Consider the following 15,679-nt stretch of genomic DNA (forward strand, 5'->3'; position numbering starts at 1 on the left):
GTTTTTTTATAAATATTTTTTTATAAATATTTAAGTTATAGATAAATGAAACGAATGGAACAGCTTATTGTTAAAGTTTTTACACAGTGGTGTTTATTTTATAGCATTTAGTATCTTTTCTGGGGTTATTGGGAGTTGTGTAATTCTTACGCCGACAGCGTTATAAATGGCGTTAGCTATTGCTGCGGGTGGAGTGTCAATACCTATTTCACCTACTGATTTTGCACCGAAGGGGCCACTTGGTTCATAACTTTCGACAAATTTTACAATTATATTTCCAATGTCCATTCTTGATGGTATCTTATAATTCATTAAATTATTTGTTAATAATTTTCCATTTTGAGTGTATTTTACATCTTCAAATAGTGCCATACCTATACCTTGCACAATTCCACCTTCTATTTGTACTTTTGCAAGATTTGGATTTATTGTTACTCCACAATCTACGACACCTACGTAGTTTATAAGTTTCACCTTCCCTGTTTCAATATCTACTTCTACTTCTGCAAAACCTGCCATATAAGGTGGTGGAGATTCTTTGCCTACATAAGAAGCGTCTGCTACAAGTTGTTTTTGGTTTTCTGTGTAATATAGCACTGTGGCAAGTTCTTTTAGTGATACCCTTTTATTACCATCTTTTTCGTATATAAACTCACCATCAAAATCTGCCTTTTCTTCTGGAATTTCAAGTTTTTTAGCGCCTTCTTTAATTATTAATTTTTTCATTTTTTCTGCGGCAAGTTGTACAGCATGACCAGATACATATGTTGTACTTGATGCGTATGCTCCCGTGTCAAATGGTGTTAAATCAGTGTCAGATGAATACACAATTATATTTTCAGTTGAAACATTTAAGATTTCTGCAGCCATCTGTGCAAGAATTGTATCACTTCCTGTTCCAAGGTCTGTTGCACCAATAAGCAAATTAAAAGAGCCATCATCATTGAGTTTTAATATGGCAGATGCCATATCAATATTAGCAATTCCAGAACCTTGCATTGCTATAGCCATTCCTACACCACGAACTTTTGTTTCAGAAACTTTTATTCTTGGATATTTTTCTTTCCAACCTATTAATTTCATTCCTTCTTCAATACATTCATTAAGTTTACAACTTTTTATTATCATTTCAGCACCTTCACGACCTTCTCCCATAATTTTGAATATAGGAGATGTTTCACCTTCATTCATCATGTTCTTTTTTCGAAGTTCTACTGGATCTATTCCAAGTTTTTGAGAAAGTATATCCAGAGCAGATTCTAATGCAAAATTTGCCTGAATAGCACCATATCCTCTATAAGCACCTGCTGGTACTGTATTTGTATACACAACTTTTCCTTTAAAACGTACAGCATTTACTTTGTTGTATAGAGGAAGAGTTTTTGAACCAGCAACCATGAAAGTTGTAAGTGCGTGTTCGCCATAAGCTCCTGTATCAGAAAGCCCCTCCATATCAATAACTTTTAACTTACCATCTTTGGTGGCACCTAAGGTTACATCGAATCTCATACAATGTCTACGATAAGTGGATTCAAAAACTTCTTGGCGTGTGTATATTAATTTTGCTGGTTTTCCAGTTTTAAGTGTTACAGCTGCTACGAATGGTTCACCGTGGACTGCTTGTTTTCCGCCAAAACCGCCACCAATTCTTGGTTTAATTACTCTTATATTTCTTATTGGTATATCAAAAGCTTCAGATATTATTCTTCTAACGTGAAATGGGACCTGTGTGGAGCTGATTATTACAAGTCTTCCGTGCATATCAATGTAAGAAGTTGCTGAATGTGGTTCAAATGCAACATGGGCTTGGGCTTGCGTATAAAATCGTTCTTTTACAACTACTTCACATTTTTTTAGTTCTTCTTCTATATCTCCAATTTGCATTTCATACGATGCTGCAATATTTTTCGGTGCATTAAATCCTATTTCAAACATAGAATGTGCTTCTTTTTCTGGATGTATTATAGATGAATGTTCTTCGGCTTTTTCAAAATCAAGGACAGGTTCAAAAATTTCGTATTCAACTTTTATCTTTTTAAGTGCTTTTGTTACGGCATTTTCATTTTTTCCAGCTACAATAGCAACTTCATCACCTACATATCTTACATATTCATCTAATATATACCAGTCATGAGGTGATGGTTCAGGATGACCTTGTCCAGCTCGTGTTATTGGATTTTTTGGAACATCTTTATATGTTAATATACATTCAATTCCCTCAATTTTTTCCGCTTCAGATATATCAATGTGTTTTATTTTTGCAAATGCATGGGGGCTTCGCAAAATTTTTACTATTAAAGAATCTTTTGGAGCTAAATCGTTCGTATAGACGGGTTTTCCAAGCATTAATCCAAAAGCATCTTTTTTTATTATGTTTTTTGTAACTTCTTTCATTTTGTCACCCCCAAAAATTTCGTGATAGCTCTATGCTGACTTTCATATCCTGTACATCTACAAAGATTACCTATGAGTTTGATTTTTGCTTTGTTTAGGTCTTTAACACCAATTTTTTTGAGATACACAGTATTTAAAATCAGACCTGGGCTACAATAACCGCATTGGTCTGCTCCTTCTTCTGATAACAATTTTGCAAAAGCTTTTGCATCTTCAAGTCCTTCAACTGTAGTTATTTCGTGACCATCAGCCCTTGCTGCAAAAACTGAACACGATGGAATAGGTTTACCATCAAAGAGAACAGTGCAAATACCACACATTCCCGTGTCACATCCTCTTCTTACACTGTAATATCCCAATTTCCTTAAAACATCGAGTAATATTTCGTGTGGTTCAATATCTATTTCTTCAGTTTTATTATTTACTTTTAACTTTATTCTCATTGTATAACCTCCCTTAAAGCTCTTTTTAATAACGCTTTACAAACTTTTTGTCTGTATATTTTTGACGCTCTTAAGTCATCGGAAAATTTGATTTTATTTAATAAGGATTCTACGGCTTTGTCAATATCTTCAAAGAAATTAAGATCTTTTGTTATCAAAACTGCCATTGCTGGTCTTGCGCCTACAGCAATTTTTACTTCATTTTCCGATTTTGAAACGGCTATGTTTATTATTGAAAAATCATATTCTGAATTTTTGATATTTTTAAATGAGACCGCCAGAGGTTTTTTCTTAATTGTTATTTTTTCAAGTATATCTTTTTGAATTTTTGTATTTAGAAAGTCTTCTAGTCTTATTTTTCCATTTTTGTATAAATGTACTTCTGTTTCTAAAACTAATAGTCCGGTTATAAGATCTGAGAAGCCAAATTTTGGGAAGATAGTACCACCAACTGTTATGAGATTACGCATTTGAAAGCTCAAGATATTTTCGGTTATGTTTTTGAGAAATCCGTTATACAGATTCGAAATAATGGGATTATCTCCAAATTCGGATAAAGTTACCATTGCACCTATTTCAATTTCATTTTCACTTTCCCGTATAAAATCAAGTTTTGCATCTATTAAATCTATTGCTGTTTCAAAACTTTGGTTTGAAAGTTTTAGAAAAGTAGCACCACCTATAATTTTTGCATTTTTTGATGTTAATACTTCGTAAGCTTCTTGCAAATTTTTTGGTTTTAAATATTCTTTAAAATAAATCATATACTCACCACCTCATTTTTAAGGTTATAAAAAGCTTTTATTGTAAGGTTGTATACAAGTTTCTTTCTTTCACTTTTACTTGCTCTAACATCATTAATTGGTTTGGATAATTTTTCAAACTCATTTGCAAGGTATTTAAATAACTCAATTGAAAACTCTTCGCCAATTATTTTGCTTTCGATATTTTTATCTCTTAATATAGTTGGAGATACAGAACCAAAACAAATGGAAATATCTTCTATTTTCCCATTATTTTCTTTAAGTAATACAGCTATACTTGCTATTGAAATTATCATAGCATTTCTTTTTCCCACCTTTTCAAAGAAGAATTTGTAATTATTTTTTACATCTATTTCTATTGCGTATATGATTTCATTTTGTGCAAGATCGATTTTTGAAGGGCCTAAAATAAAATTTTCGATTGGTATTATTCTATTTGTTGGTTTTATTATTATATTTCCATTTAATAGGTAAGTTGCAAGAATAAAATCACCAGCGGGAGAAGCATTTGCGATATTACCAATAGGCGTGCCTCTATTTCTTATCATTGGAGAACCAATAAGTTTAATTATCTTTTCTAAAAATAAATTTGTTTTGTTTTTCTTTAAGAATTCCAAAAGATCTGTGTATGTTGTGTTGAGTGGAATTATTAATTTTCGATTTTCAAGTTTTATAGCTGATTTAATTTTTTTTGTGTCTATAACTGTTTGAGGTTTAATAATACCGTATCTCATTTTTACAAAAAGATCTGTTCCACCTGAAAATACCACTCCATTTGTGTTATTTTTAATTTTTAGAAGTTCATCTAAAGTTGAGGGGGAGTAATAATTTTTAATCATTATTCTCACATCCTTTTGCAGCTATCTTTACTGCTTCGATAATTTTTATATATCCTGTGCATCTACAGAGATTTCCTTCAAGTGCGTCTCTTATCTCTTCTTCGCTAGGAGTGGGATTGTTATCTAGAAGGTATTTTGTGGAAATGATAAATCCGGGTGTACAAAATCCACATTGAATTGCACCAGCTTTTACAAAAGCCATTTTAATAGAATCTTCTACTCCTTCAAGGGTTATTATCTCTTTCCCATCTAATTCTACTGCGAGCATAAGGCAAGAATGAACTGTTTTTCCATTAACAATTATTGTACAAGCACCACATTCACCTTCACCACATCCTTCCTTAATTGATGTTATTTTTAAATCATCACGTAAAAAATCAATGGCACGTTTATGTACTTCAACTTCTTTTGTTACTTCTTTCCCATTGAGTTTGAATTTTATCCTCATTTTATCACCTCTATGTATTTCAGTACTTCTTCTAATTTTGGAGGAATTTTTTTAATTTTTATATTATTTTTTATAGGATTTACATCTTTTAATCCGTTTCCAGTTATAAAGATGGCAATAGACTCATTTTTTGATATGAATTTTTGACTTAAGGCTTTTTTGAATCCTGCAAAAGCGGTTGCACCAGCAGGTTCTGCAAAAATCCCCGTTTTTTGTGCAAGCTCAAATATTGCTTTTTGTATTTCTATGTCTGATACTCTAATGAATTTTCCTTTACTTTTTTCAACATATTTACATGCTTTTATAACGTCTCTTGGCTTTCCAACTGAGATACTATCTGCAATTGTATTTGGTTGAATATCAAACGGAGTGTATGGTCTACCTTTTTCAAACGTTTTTGCTACAGCGTCTGCACCTTCTGCTTGAACACCAATTATCTTTGGTATTTTATTTGTTAGGTTTAATTTGTAAAAATCGTAAAATCCTTTGAAAATTCCACTAATCACAGTTCCGTCTCCTACACTTACAAAGACAACATCTGGCACATTGAAATCTAATTGAACTATAAGTTCCATTGCTCCTGTTTTTTTGCCTTCTAAAAGGTAAGGATTAATTGCTGAATTTCTCGAATACCAGTTTAATTTACTTCCAATTTTCATTGAAATATCAAAAGCTGTATCGTAATTTCCATCAATTTTTAATATATTTGCACCGTATACTACTAGTTGTGCAAGTTTTGCAATCGGTATATTTGATGGAACAAAAATGAAAGTTTTAAGTTTAGTGGTAGTTGTTAGTCCAGCAAGTGAACTTGCGGCATTCCCAGTTGATGCACAATAAATTGTGTCAAAGTTATATTCATATGCTTTTGAAATTGCAATAGCTGTTGCTCGATCTTTGTATGATCCTGTTGGGTTGGTTCCATCATATTTGAAGATTACATTTTTAACTCCATAAAAGTTTTTGAAAGAGAGGAGAGGTGTATTTCCAACTTTTTGTCTAATGGGATATTCTTTTATGGGAAGAATAGCTTTAAACTGTGAAATATCGCCGCATTTGTTAAATTGACTTTTCTTTAATTTTATTTTATCGTAGTCATATACTACTTCAATTGTGCCATACCTTGGGCCACATTTGTCACATGTATACAGAGTTGGTGATGGTTCAAACAACTTACCACATGTTATGCATCTTAACTTATACGTATTGCACATAAAATTCCTCCTTATTTTTTTTTAGATTATACTTTTATGTGGTTAAAAAATAAAAAAAGTAAAAACTAAAGAAAAATTAATTTGTTAGGTTATTTTCAAGTATAATAGAGTGTGGTTTGTGATATACTATAAATATGGAGGTGTAAGAATGAATAGAAACGAGGCGTTTGAATTATTAACAGAACACATAAAAACAAAAAATCTTATAAAACATTGTATTGCCACAGAGGCGTTAATGCGAAAATTTGCAAAGCATTTTAACGAAGATGAAGAGGAGTGGGGAATTGCGGGACTTCTTCACGATTTAGATTATGAATACACAAAAAATGATCCTGCACTCCATGGATTGAAAACAGTAGAAATATTGGGAGATAGTGTAAGTGATAGTATAAAAAATGCAATTTTAGCACATTGTGGTAAAAAAAGAAGGGAAACACTTATGGAAAAGGTAATTTATGCAACTGATCCAACCACTGGCTTTATCGTTGCATCAGCTCTTATTAGACCGGAAAAGAAGTTAGAGCCTGTGGATGTTAAATTTTTATTAAAAAGGTTTAAAGAAAAATCATTTGCAAAAGGAGCAAATAGGGAACAAATGAAAAGTTGTGAGGAATTTGGAATGGAACTTGAAGAATTTTTTGAAAAGTCTTTGGAAGCTATGAAAGAAATTTCCAAGGAGCTTGGTCTATGATTTTAAGAATAGTTTTGTGGACGCTTCCAGTTTTATTTATAAGTTTTGATTTAACTTTTAGCGATCTTTTTGTATTATTCCCTTTGTTTTTCTTTTTGGAATCTGTAGTTGATTTTAGTTTTGAGAAAGCTTTGAGATATGTTGTTTTTTTGAGTTTATATTCCTTTGTTGTATTTAAGGAGTTTGGAATAATTAACATACTTATAATCTTTTTTATTTTGTTCTTGGAATCATTTAGGGATAATTTTTTGAAATTATGGGTGCTTTCGTTATTGGAGAGTGTTGTTTATTTTGGTATTAGAATTTTTGTTGAAAGGAATATAGTTTTTATTATTTCCATATTAATTGCTTTTGGTTTTAATTTTTATTTGTTAAAAAAGAAAATAATAGAGTATAGATAGGAGGTATTATTTATGAGGGTTACTTTCCCAGATGGCAGTATAAAAGAGTTTAATAGTGGTATTACACCAGGGGAGATAGCAAAGAATATTAGTGAGGGGTTATTTAGAAACGCAGTAGGTGCGTTGGTTAATGGGAAATTGTGGGATTTGAATAGACCCATTGAATTTGACTGTGAATTGAAAATAATTACAAAAAAAGATGAAGAAGCACCTGAAATATACAGACATACAATGTCACATATTTTGGCACAAGCGGTTATGAGGATATACGGTGCTGAAAATGTGAGGTTGGGCATTGGTCCAACCATTGAAAATGGATTTTATTATGATTTTGATATTGTAAACGCTACTATTAAAGAAGAAGATTTGGAAAAAATTGAAAAAGAAATGAAGAAAATAATAAAAGAAGATTTGCCAATTGAAAGGTTTGAACTTCCAAAAGATGAGGCAATTAAATTAATGAAAAGTAAGGGACAAATTTACAAGGTAGAATTAATAAAAGAAATTGAGGATAAAAAGGTTAGTTTTTATAAGCAGGGGGAATTTGTTGATTTGTGTAGAGGACCTCATTTGCCAAGGACTGGAATGATAAAGCATTTTAAATTGCTTTCAGTATCTGGCGCATATTGGAGAGGTAGTGAAAAAAATCCAATGCTCCAAAGGATATATGGAACATCTTTTGCTTCAAAAGAAGAACTTGATAATTACTTAAGAATGATTGAAGAAGCCAAGAAGAGAGATCACAGAAAACTGGGACCTAAGTTGGGGTTGTTTTTTATAAATAGTGAAGTTGCAGCCGGAATGCCCATCTTTTTGCCAAAAGGTGCAACTATTTTAAATGAGTTAATGAATTTTTCGCGAGAATTACATAAAAAATATGGTTATACTGAAGTGATAACTCCATTAGTTATGAATGTTAAGCTCTGGCATCAAAGTGGTCATTGGGATCACTATAAGGAAAATATGTATTTTACGGAAAAAGAAGAAATAGAATATGCAATAAAACCTATGAATTGTCCTGGACATATTTTAATTTACAAAAACGATGTAGTTTCTTATAGAGATTTACCTATTAGGTTATTTGAGTTTGGGAAGGTTCATAGATATGAAAGAAGTGGAGTATTGCACGGACTTTTAAGGGTAAGAGCATTTACTCAGGATGATGCACATATATTCTGTAGACAAGATCAAATAGAAGAAGAAGTTAGTAAAGTAGTTAAATTAATAGATGAATTGTACAAACCATTTGGATTTTCATATAGAGCAACTTTAAGTACAATGCCAGAAGATCACATGGGAGATGAGGAAACTTGGAATAAAGCAACTGATGCTTTGAAAAAAGTTTTAGAGGATATAAATCTTAACTTTGATATAGCAGAAGGTGAAGGTGCTTTTTACGGTCCAAAAGTTGATTTTCACGTAAAAGATTCCTTAGGAAGAGAGTGGCAATGTGCAACTATACAATTGGACTTTCAAATGCCTGAAAGGTTTGAAATTAGTTATGTTGATAAAGATGGCAGCGAGAAAAGACCTGTTATGATACATACTGCTAAATACGGTTCTTTGGAAAGATTTTTTGGAATATTAATTGAGCACTTTGCAGGTGCGTTTCCTTTGTGGCTTTCACCAATTCAAGTGATTATATTGCCGGTTTCCGATAAGTTTGTTGATTATGCAGAAGAAATTTATAAGATACTTGAAAATAATAATATTAGAGTATCATTAGATGATAGAAATGAGACTTTGGGTTACAAAATACGAGATGCTCAAATAAATAAAATACCATACATGATTATTGTAGGAGAAAAAGAGGCGGAAAGTGGTAAAATTAGTATTAGAAAAAGAGATGGAAGTGAGCAAAAAGATATATTAATAGACGAATTTATTGAAAATATAAAGAATATGATAAAAGATAGAAGGTGAGAATTTGATTAATGAAAAATTGTTAAAATATGTAAAAAAATATAAAAGTGAAATAGGTTTTAAAAAGGGAGAAAAAAGGGTAAATGTATTTAAAGAAGAAAAATTTCTGAAAATAGAAAAGGATAACAAAGTATTATTTGAAATTGTGGATGATGAAAATTATTATGAGTTAATTCCTATTGTTATGGAAAAGGTATTGAAGGGGCATTTAAATATATTAACAAAAGAAAAGGCAGAAGAGATTATTGTCAATTTATTGGTAAATATTATAGTTTTAAGTGAAGTAGAAGATGAAGAAGGTTTTAGCCATACGCAAAGAGTTTCAAAACTTGCGGAAAAATTTGGAAAATTTTTAGGAATGGATGAAAAAGAATTAAGAAAATTTGTAAGGCATGCTTATTTACATGATGTTGGGAAAATAAGCTTGGAACAGGTGATGCTGTATTCGCCAACAAGAATAAGTCTTTTTGAAGAAAATTATCAAGATCACACTATAATGGGAAGTATTTTTCTTTCAATGTTTGACGTTTTGTGGGAATATATACCCACTGTTAGATATCATCATGAGCGGTGGGATGGAAAAGGATTTCCCGATGGATTATTTGGTAAACAGATACCATTTTATGCACGTGTTATCGCAATAATTGATTTTTTTGATGAGACAACTCATTTTATTTCGTCTGAGTGGGAGGCTTCATTAAAGACGCCAAAAGAGGCTTTGGAATTAATTAAAAAATTGTCTGGAAAATACTTTGATCCTGATTTAGTTGAAAAATTTGAAGAATTTTTGAAAAGTGAGGGGGTGGTATAATTAATCCAGTTGTATTTTGGATTGTATTGGGTCTGATTTTAATGGTAATGGAGATTTTAATACCAACATTTTTTATATTTTGGTTTGGAGTAGGGGCTTTAGTATCATCTTTAGTTGCTTATTTTATTGGAAATACGATTTGGGAGCTTGTCGTGTTTATAGTAGTTTCTGGGATATTGGTTGTTTTTACAAGACCTCTTGTGGATAAGATAACGGGAGAACAAACAAGGAAAATAAATATTGATGATATTATTGGAAAGAAGGCTTTAGTTTTAGAAGATATTGATAATAAATCTGGTAAAGGGATTATTAAGGTTAATGGAGATACTTGGAGGGCTTTTTCAAAAGAAGATGAAATAATCGAAAAGGGAAAATATGTGAAAATTTTAAAGGTAGAAGGAGCTCATTTGGTTGTGACAAAACTGGAAAATGAGGGGGGAGATTGATGTACTTGTTATTTTTGATTTTTATATTTTTCTTGTTTATAGTAGCTTTATCTGGTATAAAGATTGTTAGGCCATATGAAAGAGGATTAGTGGAAAGATTGGGAAAATTTAAAAAAGAATTAAAAGCGGGTATACATTTTATAATTCCATTTTTTGATAGGATGATAAAGGTAGATTTAAGGGAACACGTAATTGATGTACCACCCCAAGAGGTTATTACAAAGGATAATGTGGTTGTAACGGTAGATGCGGTTATATATTACGAAATTACCGATGCATACAAGGCAGTTTATAACGTAAGTAATTTTGAATTTGCGACTATAAAACTTGCGCAAACTAATTTAAGAAACGTTATTGGTGAGTTAGAATTGGATCAGACTTTAACTTCAAGAGAACGAATTAACACAAAACTTCGTACAGTACTTGATGAGGCAACAGATAAATGGGGAATTCGTATTACAAGAGTAGAAATAAAGAAAATAGATCCACCAAAAGATATTATGGAAGCAATGAGCAAACAAATGAAAGCTGAAAGGACTAAGAGGGCTGCAATTCTTGAAGCAGAAGGAATAAGACAGTCTGAAATTTTAAAAGCAGAAGGTCAAAAACAAGCGGCAATTTTAAAATCAGAAGGTGAGGCAGAAGCTATTAAGAAGGTAGCAGAAGCGAATAAATATAAATTAATTGCTGAAGCACAAGGGCAAGGAGAAGCTATAATGTACATTTTTAAATCTATACATGAAGGAAAACCAACAAATGATGTTATAGCAATTAGATATCTTGAAACGTTAAAAGAAGTTGCAAATGGTAATGCTACTAAAATATTCTTACCAGTAGAAGTTTCGGGAATTTTGGGAAGTATAGGTACTATTTCTGAAATGTTCAAAAATGGCGGTGAAGATAATAATGATTAATGCCTTTTTAATTTCTTTGATCTCAGGAGCCTTGGGGCTCCTGATTTCTGTTTTGACTGTGTTTTTTATAGTTATTTCGAATTCATTTTTTAAATATAACACATTTAGATTTTTTAATGAGATAATGGTTCTTGGATTTGGAATCCTTGGATGGTATTTTATACCATCTGGAATATTGTGCTTTTTGTTTTTTTTACTTATTTCTACTTTATATCAAATATATAGAATTATACGTGAAATTTACTCTATTGATGTTAGGTTTAGAATATTAGTACTTGCACTTGGAAAAGACAGATTTGAATATTCGCTTTTTTCCATTAAAAGAGTCCGTAAAAGGATTATAGGGAGCTTTTTTAAGCTTTTGGTGATTTTAATAGCTTCATATGCCATTTCTCAGTCCTTGCATGCTATGTTGGTAGGTGTTATATCTTTATTAGTTGGAGTGATTTTGATTTTTCTAAAATTGGACTGAGAAAGGGGATAATTGTGAAAAAAATTAGGGCAGAAGCTTTAGTTTTTTTAGGAATTTTAATATTACTCTTTATATTTGTAAACTCCTACATGGGAGTTTCTAATTTTTTTAAAACGTTAATGCTCACTGCACATGATTTGTTAATAAATACTGTCTTTTTTATAATGTCAATTGCTGTAATAACGGGGGCTTTTTCCGGGCTTTTGTTTGAATTTGGAGTTGCAGATTTAATTGATGTACTTTTAAAGCCTTTTATAAAACCTCTTTATAATCTTCCTGGAGTTGCTGCAATGGGTATTTTAACAACTTACTTTTCAGATAATCCTGCTATTATAGCTCTTGCTAAAGATAAAAGATTTATGAAAAATTTTGAGAAATGGCAACAGCCTCTTTTGTGTAACCTTGGCACATCGTTTGGGATGGGATTAATTGTTTCAACTTTTATGGTAGCTCAGGGTGTACGTATGGGAATTAATCTTTTTCCTGCAGTCTTAATTGGAAATATAGGTGCTTTAGTTGGGAGTGTTACAAGTGTAAGGATATTTTCTTTTTATACAAAGAGGGAATTGGGTAATTCCTCAAATGAAAAATTTGTTTCTGAAAAATACTATAGTAGCTCAAGGCATGGTAGTATTATGGAAAGATTTTTGGAAGCACTCCTTGATGGGGGGAAAAGTGGTGTAGATATAGGAATTGGAATTATACCTGGAGTACTTGTGATAAGTACTTTTGTTATGATTATAACCTTTGGTCCAAAAGATCCAAGCATAGGGTACCAGGGTCTTGCATATGAAGGAATACCCATTTTACCTTATATTGGTAAGAAGATATTTGTTATCTTGAAATGGCTTTTTGGTTTTTCAAGTCCAGAATTAATTGCCTTTCCATTAACATCTCTTGGTTCTACAGGAGCAGCGTTGGCACTTATACCTAAGTTTATTGATATGAATATTGTAACACCAAATGATATTGCCGTTTTTACCGCTATGGGAATGACTTGGAGTGGATATCTAAGTACACATATTGCTATGATGGATGAATTGGGATACAGGCACCTTACTGGAAAAGCTATTCTTTCGCATACTGTTGGGGGATTAGTTGCTGGGATAGTAGCACATTTAATGTATTTGTTCATGTAACCTCACTCCTGAATTGTAACCTTTTGTAGTGAAATGTTAAAATAATAAACGTTTTAATGTAGCATTAATTGTTTTATTATTTATTTAGATTTTAACAGGAAGGGAGTGGGGTAAGTGACTAAAGAATTGATTAATAAAAAGTTAAAAAAACTTGCAAAAAACTTTGGAACACCTGTTTTAGTAATGGATCTAGATGTGATTAAGGAAAATTACGAAAAATTAGTTAAAAATGTTAAAAACTCTAGAATTTACTATGCTGTTAAAGCCAACTCCCATGTAGAAATTCTAAAGCTTTTAAGAGATTTAGGTAGCTATTTTGATGTGGCGTCTAAACCTGAGATAGAAAAATTACTGTCTTTAGGTGTGGAACCACATAGAATGAGTTTTGGAAATACTATTAAAAAAGCATCAGATATTGTTTTTGCATATGAAAATGGAATAAGAATGTTTGCGGTAGATAGTGAAATGGAACTTGAAAAAATAGCAAGTAATGCGCCAAGTTCAGATATATACGTTAGAATAAGTACTAATGGTATGGAAGATGATGCAGATTGGCCACTTACAAGAAAGTTTGGAACAAGCGTTGATCATGCAATAAAGTTAGTAAAATATGCAAGTAAGTTAGGGTTAAATCCCATTGGAGTTAGTTTTCACGTGGGTTCCCAAAACTATAGACCTGATAATTGGCAAGTGGCTATTAGAGAAGTATCCGTAATATTTGAAGAGGCAAAAAGAATGGGAATAGATATGTATATGGTAAACACCGGTGGGGGAATGCCGGTGAAGTATTCAAAAGAAATACCGCAAATTGAAGAAATTTGTGACGTTATAAATAAATCAATTGTTGAATATATAGGGGAAGACACCTTAGTAGTTTTAGAACCGGGACGTTCTATGGTCGGGAATGCTGGAGCAATGGTAACTAGTGTGATACTTAGGAGTAAAAAAGGAGACGAAAATTGGGTTTATACGGATGCAGGAGTTTTTCATGGTTTAACTGAAACAATTCAAAATATAAAGTATGAAGTTGAAGTTATAGGAAAGGAAAGAGAGAGTAAATGTTCTTTTGTCCTTGCAGGACCTACTTGCGACAGTGTAGATGTAATGTACTATGATATAGAACTTCCTGAAAGTACTACTATGGATGATTTGTTAGTATTGTACAATACAGGGGCATATACAACAGAATACAGCACAAATTTCAATGGAATACAATCGCCGAAAATAATTTTTGAAAAGTTGTTTGTTAAAGAAGAAATGGTAGAAGAAGTGTGATATAATAATATGTGGTTGAGCCGAGGTGGCGGAATTGGCAGACGCGCATGACTCAGGATCATGTGGGTTCTCCCGTGCGGGTTCAAATCCCGCCCTCGGCACCAGTCCCGGGTTTCCGGGATTTTTTGTATTTGAAAAAATAGAAAGGTGGAAGATGTGGAAGTAGTGAATTTTTCACAATTGAAATTAACTATTGGAAAGGAAGAAGAAGTAAGAAAAAAAATAGTAAAAAGTATAAATGACGGTCAGAAGACTTTTGTTGTTACTTTGAATGCCTCTATACTTTTGCGTACATTAAAGGATAGTTATTATAGAAAAATAGTCGAAAAAGCAAATTATATTATACCAGATGGTTCTGGAATAGTATGGGCATTAAAGAGAAATAGAAATATCTTAACGGATAGAATTACCGGTATAGATACAATGTTGTATTTGTGTAGAAAAGCAAAAGAGTACAATTGGAAAGTATATTTGCTTGGTTCGAGAACAAAGGTTGTGGAAGAAGCGGCAAAAAGACTAAGAGAGGAAGGAGTAAATATCGTTGGGTATTATCATGGATATTTTTCCGAAAATGATTTTACACCGCTAGAAGAGATAGAAGCTTTAAAGCCAGAACTTTTGTTTGTAGGAATGGGTGTGCCAAAGCAGGAGGAGTGGATATATAATAATTTTTTTCTTCCTTTCAAGTTGGCCATGGGTGTTGGTGGAAGTTTTGATGTTATTTCTGGAACAAAAAAGAGAGCCCCCAGTTTTTTTCAAAAGATGAAATTGGAATGGTTTTATAGATGGTTACAATCACCTATAAAAAAACGACATATTCCTATTGAGATTATAAAATACACATTTTTAGTATTAAGAGGAAAGATAAGATGAAAGAAAATGTTATAAGAGAATACATTAAAAGAATTGTTAATGCGCCGTTTAATCTTACTGCGATAAAGGATGAAAATCTTGCCTATTACCTGCTTGCGCTAGATAGTTTAATTCCTTTAGAGAAAATTAAATTAGAAGGGAATTTTTTAGATGTTGGGACTGGTGGGGGAGTTCCAGGAGTTTTTATTGGTATTGCATTTAAACACATGAAAGGACTATTAGTTGATGCTTCTAGGAAAAAGGTTGATTATATCAGAAATACCTGTAGAATGCTTGGGATAAATAATTTGGAATTTTTACATGGAAGAATTGAAGAACAAAAAAATTTGAAAGGAACTTTTGATAACGTTTTTTCAAGAGCAGTTGCGGAGTTGAGGGTTATTTTAGAACTTACCGTACCATTTGCGAAAGTTGGCGGAAGAGTTTTTTTGTATAAAGGTAGAGAATATCTTAAAGAATTAGAGAATGCAAAGAATGCAATTGAGGTTTTAAAGGTAGAATTGACTGAAATTGTTGAATATAACATTTTGAATAAAAATAGGGTTTTACTTATTTTTGAAAAGAAGGAAAGTGTAGACAAGTTTCCAAGAAGGTATAATAAAATTTTAAAGAGTCCTTTGTAGGGAGGATTG

17 protein-coding genes and 1 tRNA gene are annotated in these 15,679 nt (G+C 31.9%); 12 read left to right on the forward strand and 6 right to left on the reverse strand.

The genetic code is table 11. The features are described from left to right. Positions 1 to 93: 93 nt before the first annotated feature. Genes XJ44_RS07360 through thrC form a run of 6 tightly spaced genes read right to left on the reverse strand, consistent with a single transcriptional unit; the run spans position 94 to position 6,102 of the window. Positions 94 to 2,394 (reverse strand): xanthine dehydrogenase family protein molybdopterin-binding subunit, encoded by a 2,301-nt coding sequence (locus XJ44_RS07360; protein ID WP_077198569.1) that lies wholly within the window; start codon positions 2,392 to 2,394, stop codon positions 94 to 96. Further along, positions 2,391 to 2,837: a (2Fe-2S)-binding protein gene (locus tag XJ44_RS07365; protein ID WP_075666338.1), complete on the reverse strand. Its 447-nt coding sequence runs from the start codon at positions 2,835 to 2,837 to the stop codon at positions 2,391 to 2,393. Before XJ44_RS07365 ends, XJ44_RS07360 begins: the two co-directional genes overlap by 4 nt. Next, entirely contained in the window at positions 2,834 to 3,601 is a 768-nt protein-coding gene (locus XJ44_RS07370; RefSeq protein WP_077198570.1) for an FAD binding domain-containing protein, read from the reverse strand. Before XJ44_RS07370 ends, XJ44_RS07365 begins: the two co-directional genes overlap by 4 nt. After that, positions 3,598 to 4,440 (reverse strand): FAD binding domain-containing protein, encoded by an 843-nt coding sequence (locus XJ44_RS07375; protein ID WP_075666340.1) that lies wholly within the window; start codon positions 4,438 to 4,440, stop codon positions 3,598 to 3,600. Before XJ44_RS07375 ends, XJ44_RS07370 begins: the two co-directional genes overlap by 4 nt. Further along, the gene (locus XJ44_RS07380; protein WP_075666341.1) at positions 4,433 to 4,888 is read right to left on the reverse strand and encodes a (2Fe-2S)-binding protein; all 456 of its coding nucleotides are present in this window, start codon (positions 4,886 to 4,888) and stop codon (positions 4,433 to 4,435) included. The genes XJ44_RS07375 and XJ44_RS07380 overlap by 8 nt, the downstream gene beginning before the upstream one ends. Further along, positions 4,885 to 6,102, reverse strand: coding sequence for a threonine synthase (gene thrC, locus XJ44_RS07385; protein WP_077198571.1), 1,218 nt, complete (start codon positions 6,100 to 6,102; stop codon positions 4,885 to 4,887). Before thrC ends, XJ44_RS07380 begins: the two co-directional genes overlap by 4 nt. Before the next feature lie 148 nt (positions 6,103 to 6,250). Between thrC and XJ44_RS07390 the strand changes: the two genes are divergently transcribed. From XJ44_RS07390 to rsmG, 12 genes are all read left to right on the forward strand, one after another. Further along, complete coding sequence (locus tag XJ44_RS07390) at positions 6,251 to 6,793, forward strand: HD domain-containing protein (protein ID WP_077198572.1); 543 nt, start codon at positions 6,251 to 6,253, stop codon at positions 6,791 to 6,793. Then, complete coding sequence (locus tag XJ44_RS07395; protein WP_077198573.1) at positions 6,790 to 7,194, forward strand: hypothetical protein; 405 nt, start codon at positions 6,790 to 6,792, stop codon at positions 7,192 to 7,194. Before XJ44_RS07390 ends, XJ44_RS07395 begins: the two co-directional genes overlap by 4 nt. 12 nt (positions 7,195 to 7,206) lie before the next feature. Continuing rightward, complete coding sequence (gene thrS, locus XJ44_RS07400; protein ID WP_077198574.1) at positions 7,207 to 9,117, forward strand: threonine--tRNA ligase; 1,911 nt, start codon at positions 7,207 to 7,209, stop codon at positions 9,115 to 9,117. A gap of 4 nt (positions 9,118 to 9,121) precedes the next feature. Next, positions 9,122 to 9,928, forward strand: a complete 807-nt coding sequence (locus XJ44_RS07405; protein ID WP_077198575.1) for an HD-GYP domain-containing protein — start codon at positions 9,122 to 9,124, stop codon at positions 9,926 to 9,928. 41 nt (positions 9,929 to 9,969) lie between these two features. Continuing rightward, positions 9,970 to 10,374 carry an NfeD family protein gene (locus XJ44_RS07410; RefSeq protein ID WP_158071832.1) on the forward strand — a complete coding sequence of 135 codons (405 nt, stop codon included), beginning with the start codon at positions 9,970 to 9,972 and terminating at the stop codon, positions 10,372 to 10,374. After that, positions 10,374 to 11,288 carry an SPFH domain-containing protein gene (locus XJ44_RS07415; protein WP_077198576.1) on the forward strand — a complete coding sequence of 305 codons (915 nt, stop codon included), beginning with the start codon at positions 10,374 to 10,376 and terminating at the stop codon, positions 11,286 to 11,288. Before XJ44_RS07410 ends, XJ44_RS07415 begins: the two co-directional genes overlap by 1 nt. 124 nt (positions 11,289 to 11,412) lie before the next feature. Continuing rightward, positions 11,413 to 11,760 (forward strand): hypothetical protein, encoded by a 348-nt coding sequence (locus tag XJ44_RS07420; RefSeq protein WP_233119539.1) that lies wholly within the window; start codon positions 11,413 to 11,415, stop codon positions 11,758 to 11,760. A gap of 14 nt (positions 11,761 to 11,774) precedes the next feature. After that, the gene (locus XJ44_RS07425) at positions 11,775 to 12,899 is read left to right on the forward strand and encodes a CD0519/CD1768 family membrane protein (protein WP_075666350.1); all 1,125 of its coding nucleotides are present in this window, start codon (positions 11,775 to 11,777) and stop codon (positions 12,897 to 12,899) included. A 114-nt stretch (positions 12,900 to 13,013) separates the two neighbouring features. Next, positions 13,014 to 14,174: a type III PLP-dependent enzyme gene (locus XJ44_RS07430; RefSeq protein WP_077287834.1), complete on the forward strand. Its 1,161-nt coding sequence runs from the start codon at positions 13,014 to 13,016 to the stop codon at positions 14,172 to 14,174. A gap of 19 nt (positions 14,175 to 14,193) precedes the next feature. Beyond that, positions 14,194 to 14,278, forward strand: a tRNA-Leu gene (locus XJ44_RS07435). Positions 14,279 to 14,321: 43 nt separating this feature from the next. Continuing rightward, a complete protein-coding gene (locus XJ44_RS07440; protein ID WP_332881323.1) occupies positions 14,322 to 15,047 on the forward strand; it encodes a WecB/TagA/CpsF family glycosyltransferase in 726 nt (241 codons plus the stop codon). Beyond that, positions 15,044 to 15,670 carry a 16S rRNA (guanine(527)-N(7))-methyltransferase RsmG gene (rsmG, locus tag XJ44_RS07445; protein WP_077198579.1) on the forward strand — a complete coding sequence of 209 codons (627 nt, stop codon included), beginning with the start codon at positions 15,044 to 15,046 and terminating at the stop codon, positions 15,668 to 15,670. Before XJ44_RS07440 ends, rsmG begins: the two co-directional genes overlap by 4 nt. Positions 15,671 to 15,679 lie beyond the last annotated feature (9 nt).

It is taken from the genome of Thermosipho affectus, from assembly GCF_001990485.1.
Lineage (GTDB): Bacteria > Thermotogota > Thermotogae > Thermotogales > Fervidobacteriaceae > Thermosipho > Thermosipho affectus.

What these genes read in the sequence shown, in the direction of transcription:
- XJ44_RS07360 (WP_077198569.1), bottom strand. Translation starts at nt 2,394, where the DNA reads ATGAAAGAAGTTACAAAAAACATAATAAAAAAAGATGCTTTTGGATTA.
- XJ44_RS07365 (WP_075666338.1), bottom strand. Translation starts at nt 2,837, where the DNA reads ATGAGAATAAAGTTAAAAGTAAATAATAAAACTGAAGAAATAGATATT.
- XJ44_RS07370 (WP_077198570.1), bottom strand. Translation starts at nt 3,601, where the DNA reads ATGATTTATTTTAAAGAATATTTAAAACCAAAAAATTTGCAAGAAGCT.
- XJ44_RS07375 (WP_075666340.1), bottom strand. Translation starts at nt 4,440, where the DNA reads ATGATTAAAAATTATTACTCCCCCTCAACTTTAGATGAACTTCTAAAA.
- XJ44_RS07380 (WP_075666341.1), bottom strand. Translation starts at nt 4,888, where the DNA reads ATGAGGATAAAATTCAAACTCAATGGGAAAGAAGTAACAAAAGAAGTT.
- thrC (WP_077198571.1), bottom strand. Translation starts at nt 6,102, where the DNA reads ATGTGCAATACGTATAAGTTAAGATGCATAACATGTGGTAAGTTGTTT.
- XJ44_RS07390 (WP_077198572.1), top strand. Translation starts at nt 6,251, where the DNA reads ATGAATAGAAACGAGGCGTTTGAATTATTAACAGAACACATAAAAACA.
- XJ44_RS07395 (WP_077198573.1), top strand. Translation starts at nt 6,790, where the DNA reads ATGATTTTAAGAATAGTTTTGTGGACGCTTCCAGTTTTATTTATAAGT.
- thrS (WP_077198574.1), top strand. Translation starts at nt 7,207, where the DNA reads ATGAGGGTTACTTTCCCAGATGGCAGTATAAAAGAGTTTAATAGTGGT.
- XJ44_RS07410 (WP_158071832.1), top strand. Translation starts at nt 9,970, where the DNA reads ATGGTAATGGAGATTTTAATACCAACATTTTTTATATTTTGGTTTGGA.
- XJ44_RS07415 (WP_077198576.1), top strand. Translation starts at nt 10,374, where the DNA reads ATGTACTTGTTATTTTTGATTTTTATATTTTTCTTGTTTATAGTAGCT.
- XJ44_RS07420 (WP_233119539.1), top strand. Translation starts at nt 11,413, where the DNA reads ATGGTTCTTGGATTTGGAATCCTTGGATGGTATTTTATACCATCTGGA.
- rsmG (WP_077198579.1), top strand. Translation starts at nt 15,044, where the DNA reads ATGAAAGAAAATGTTATAAGAGAATACATTAAAAGAATTGTTAATGCG.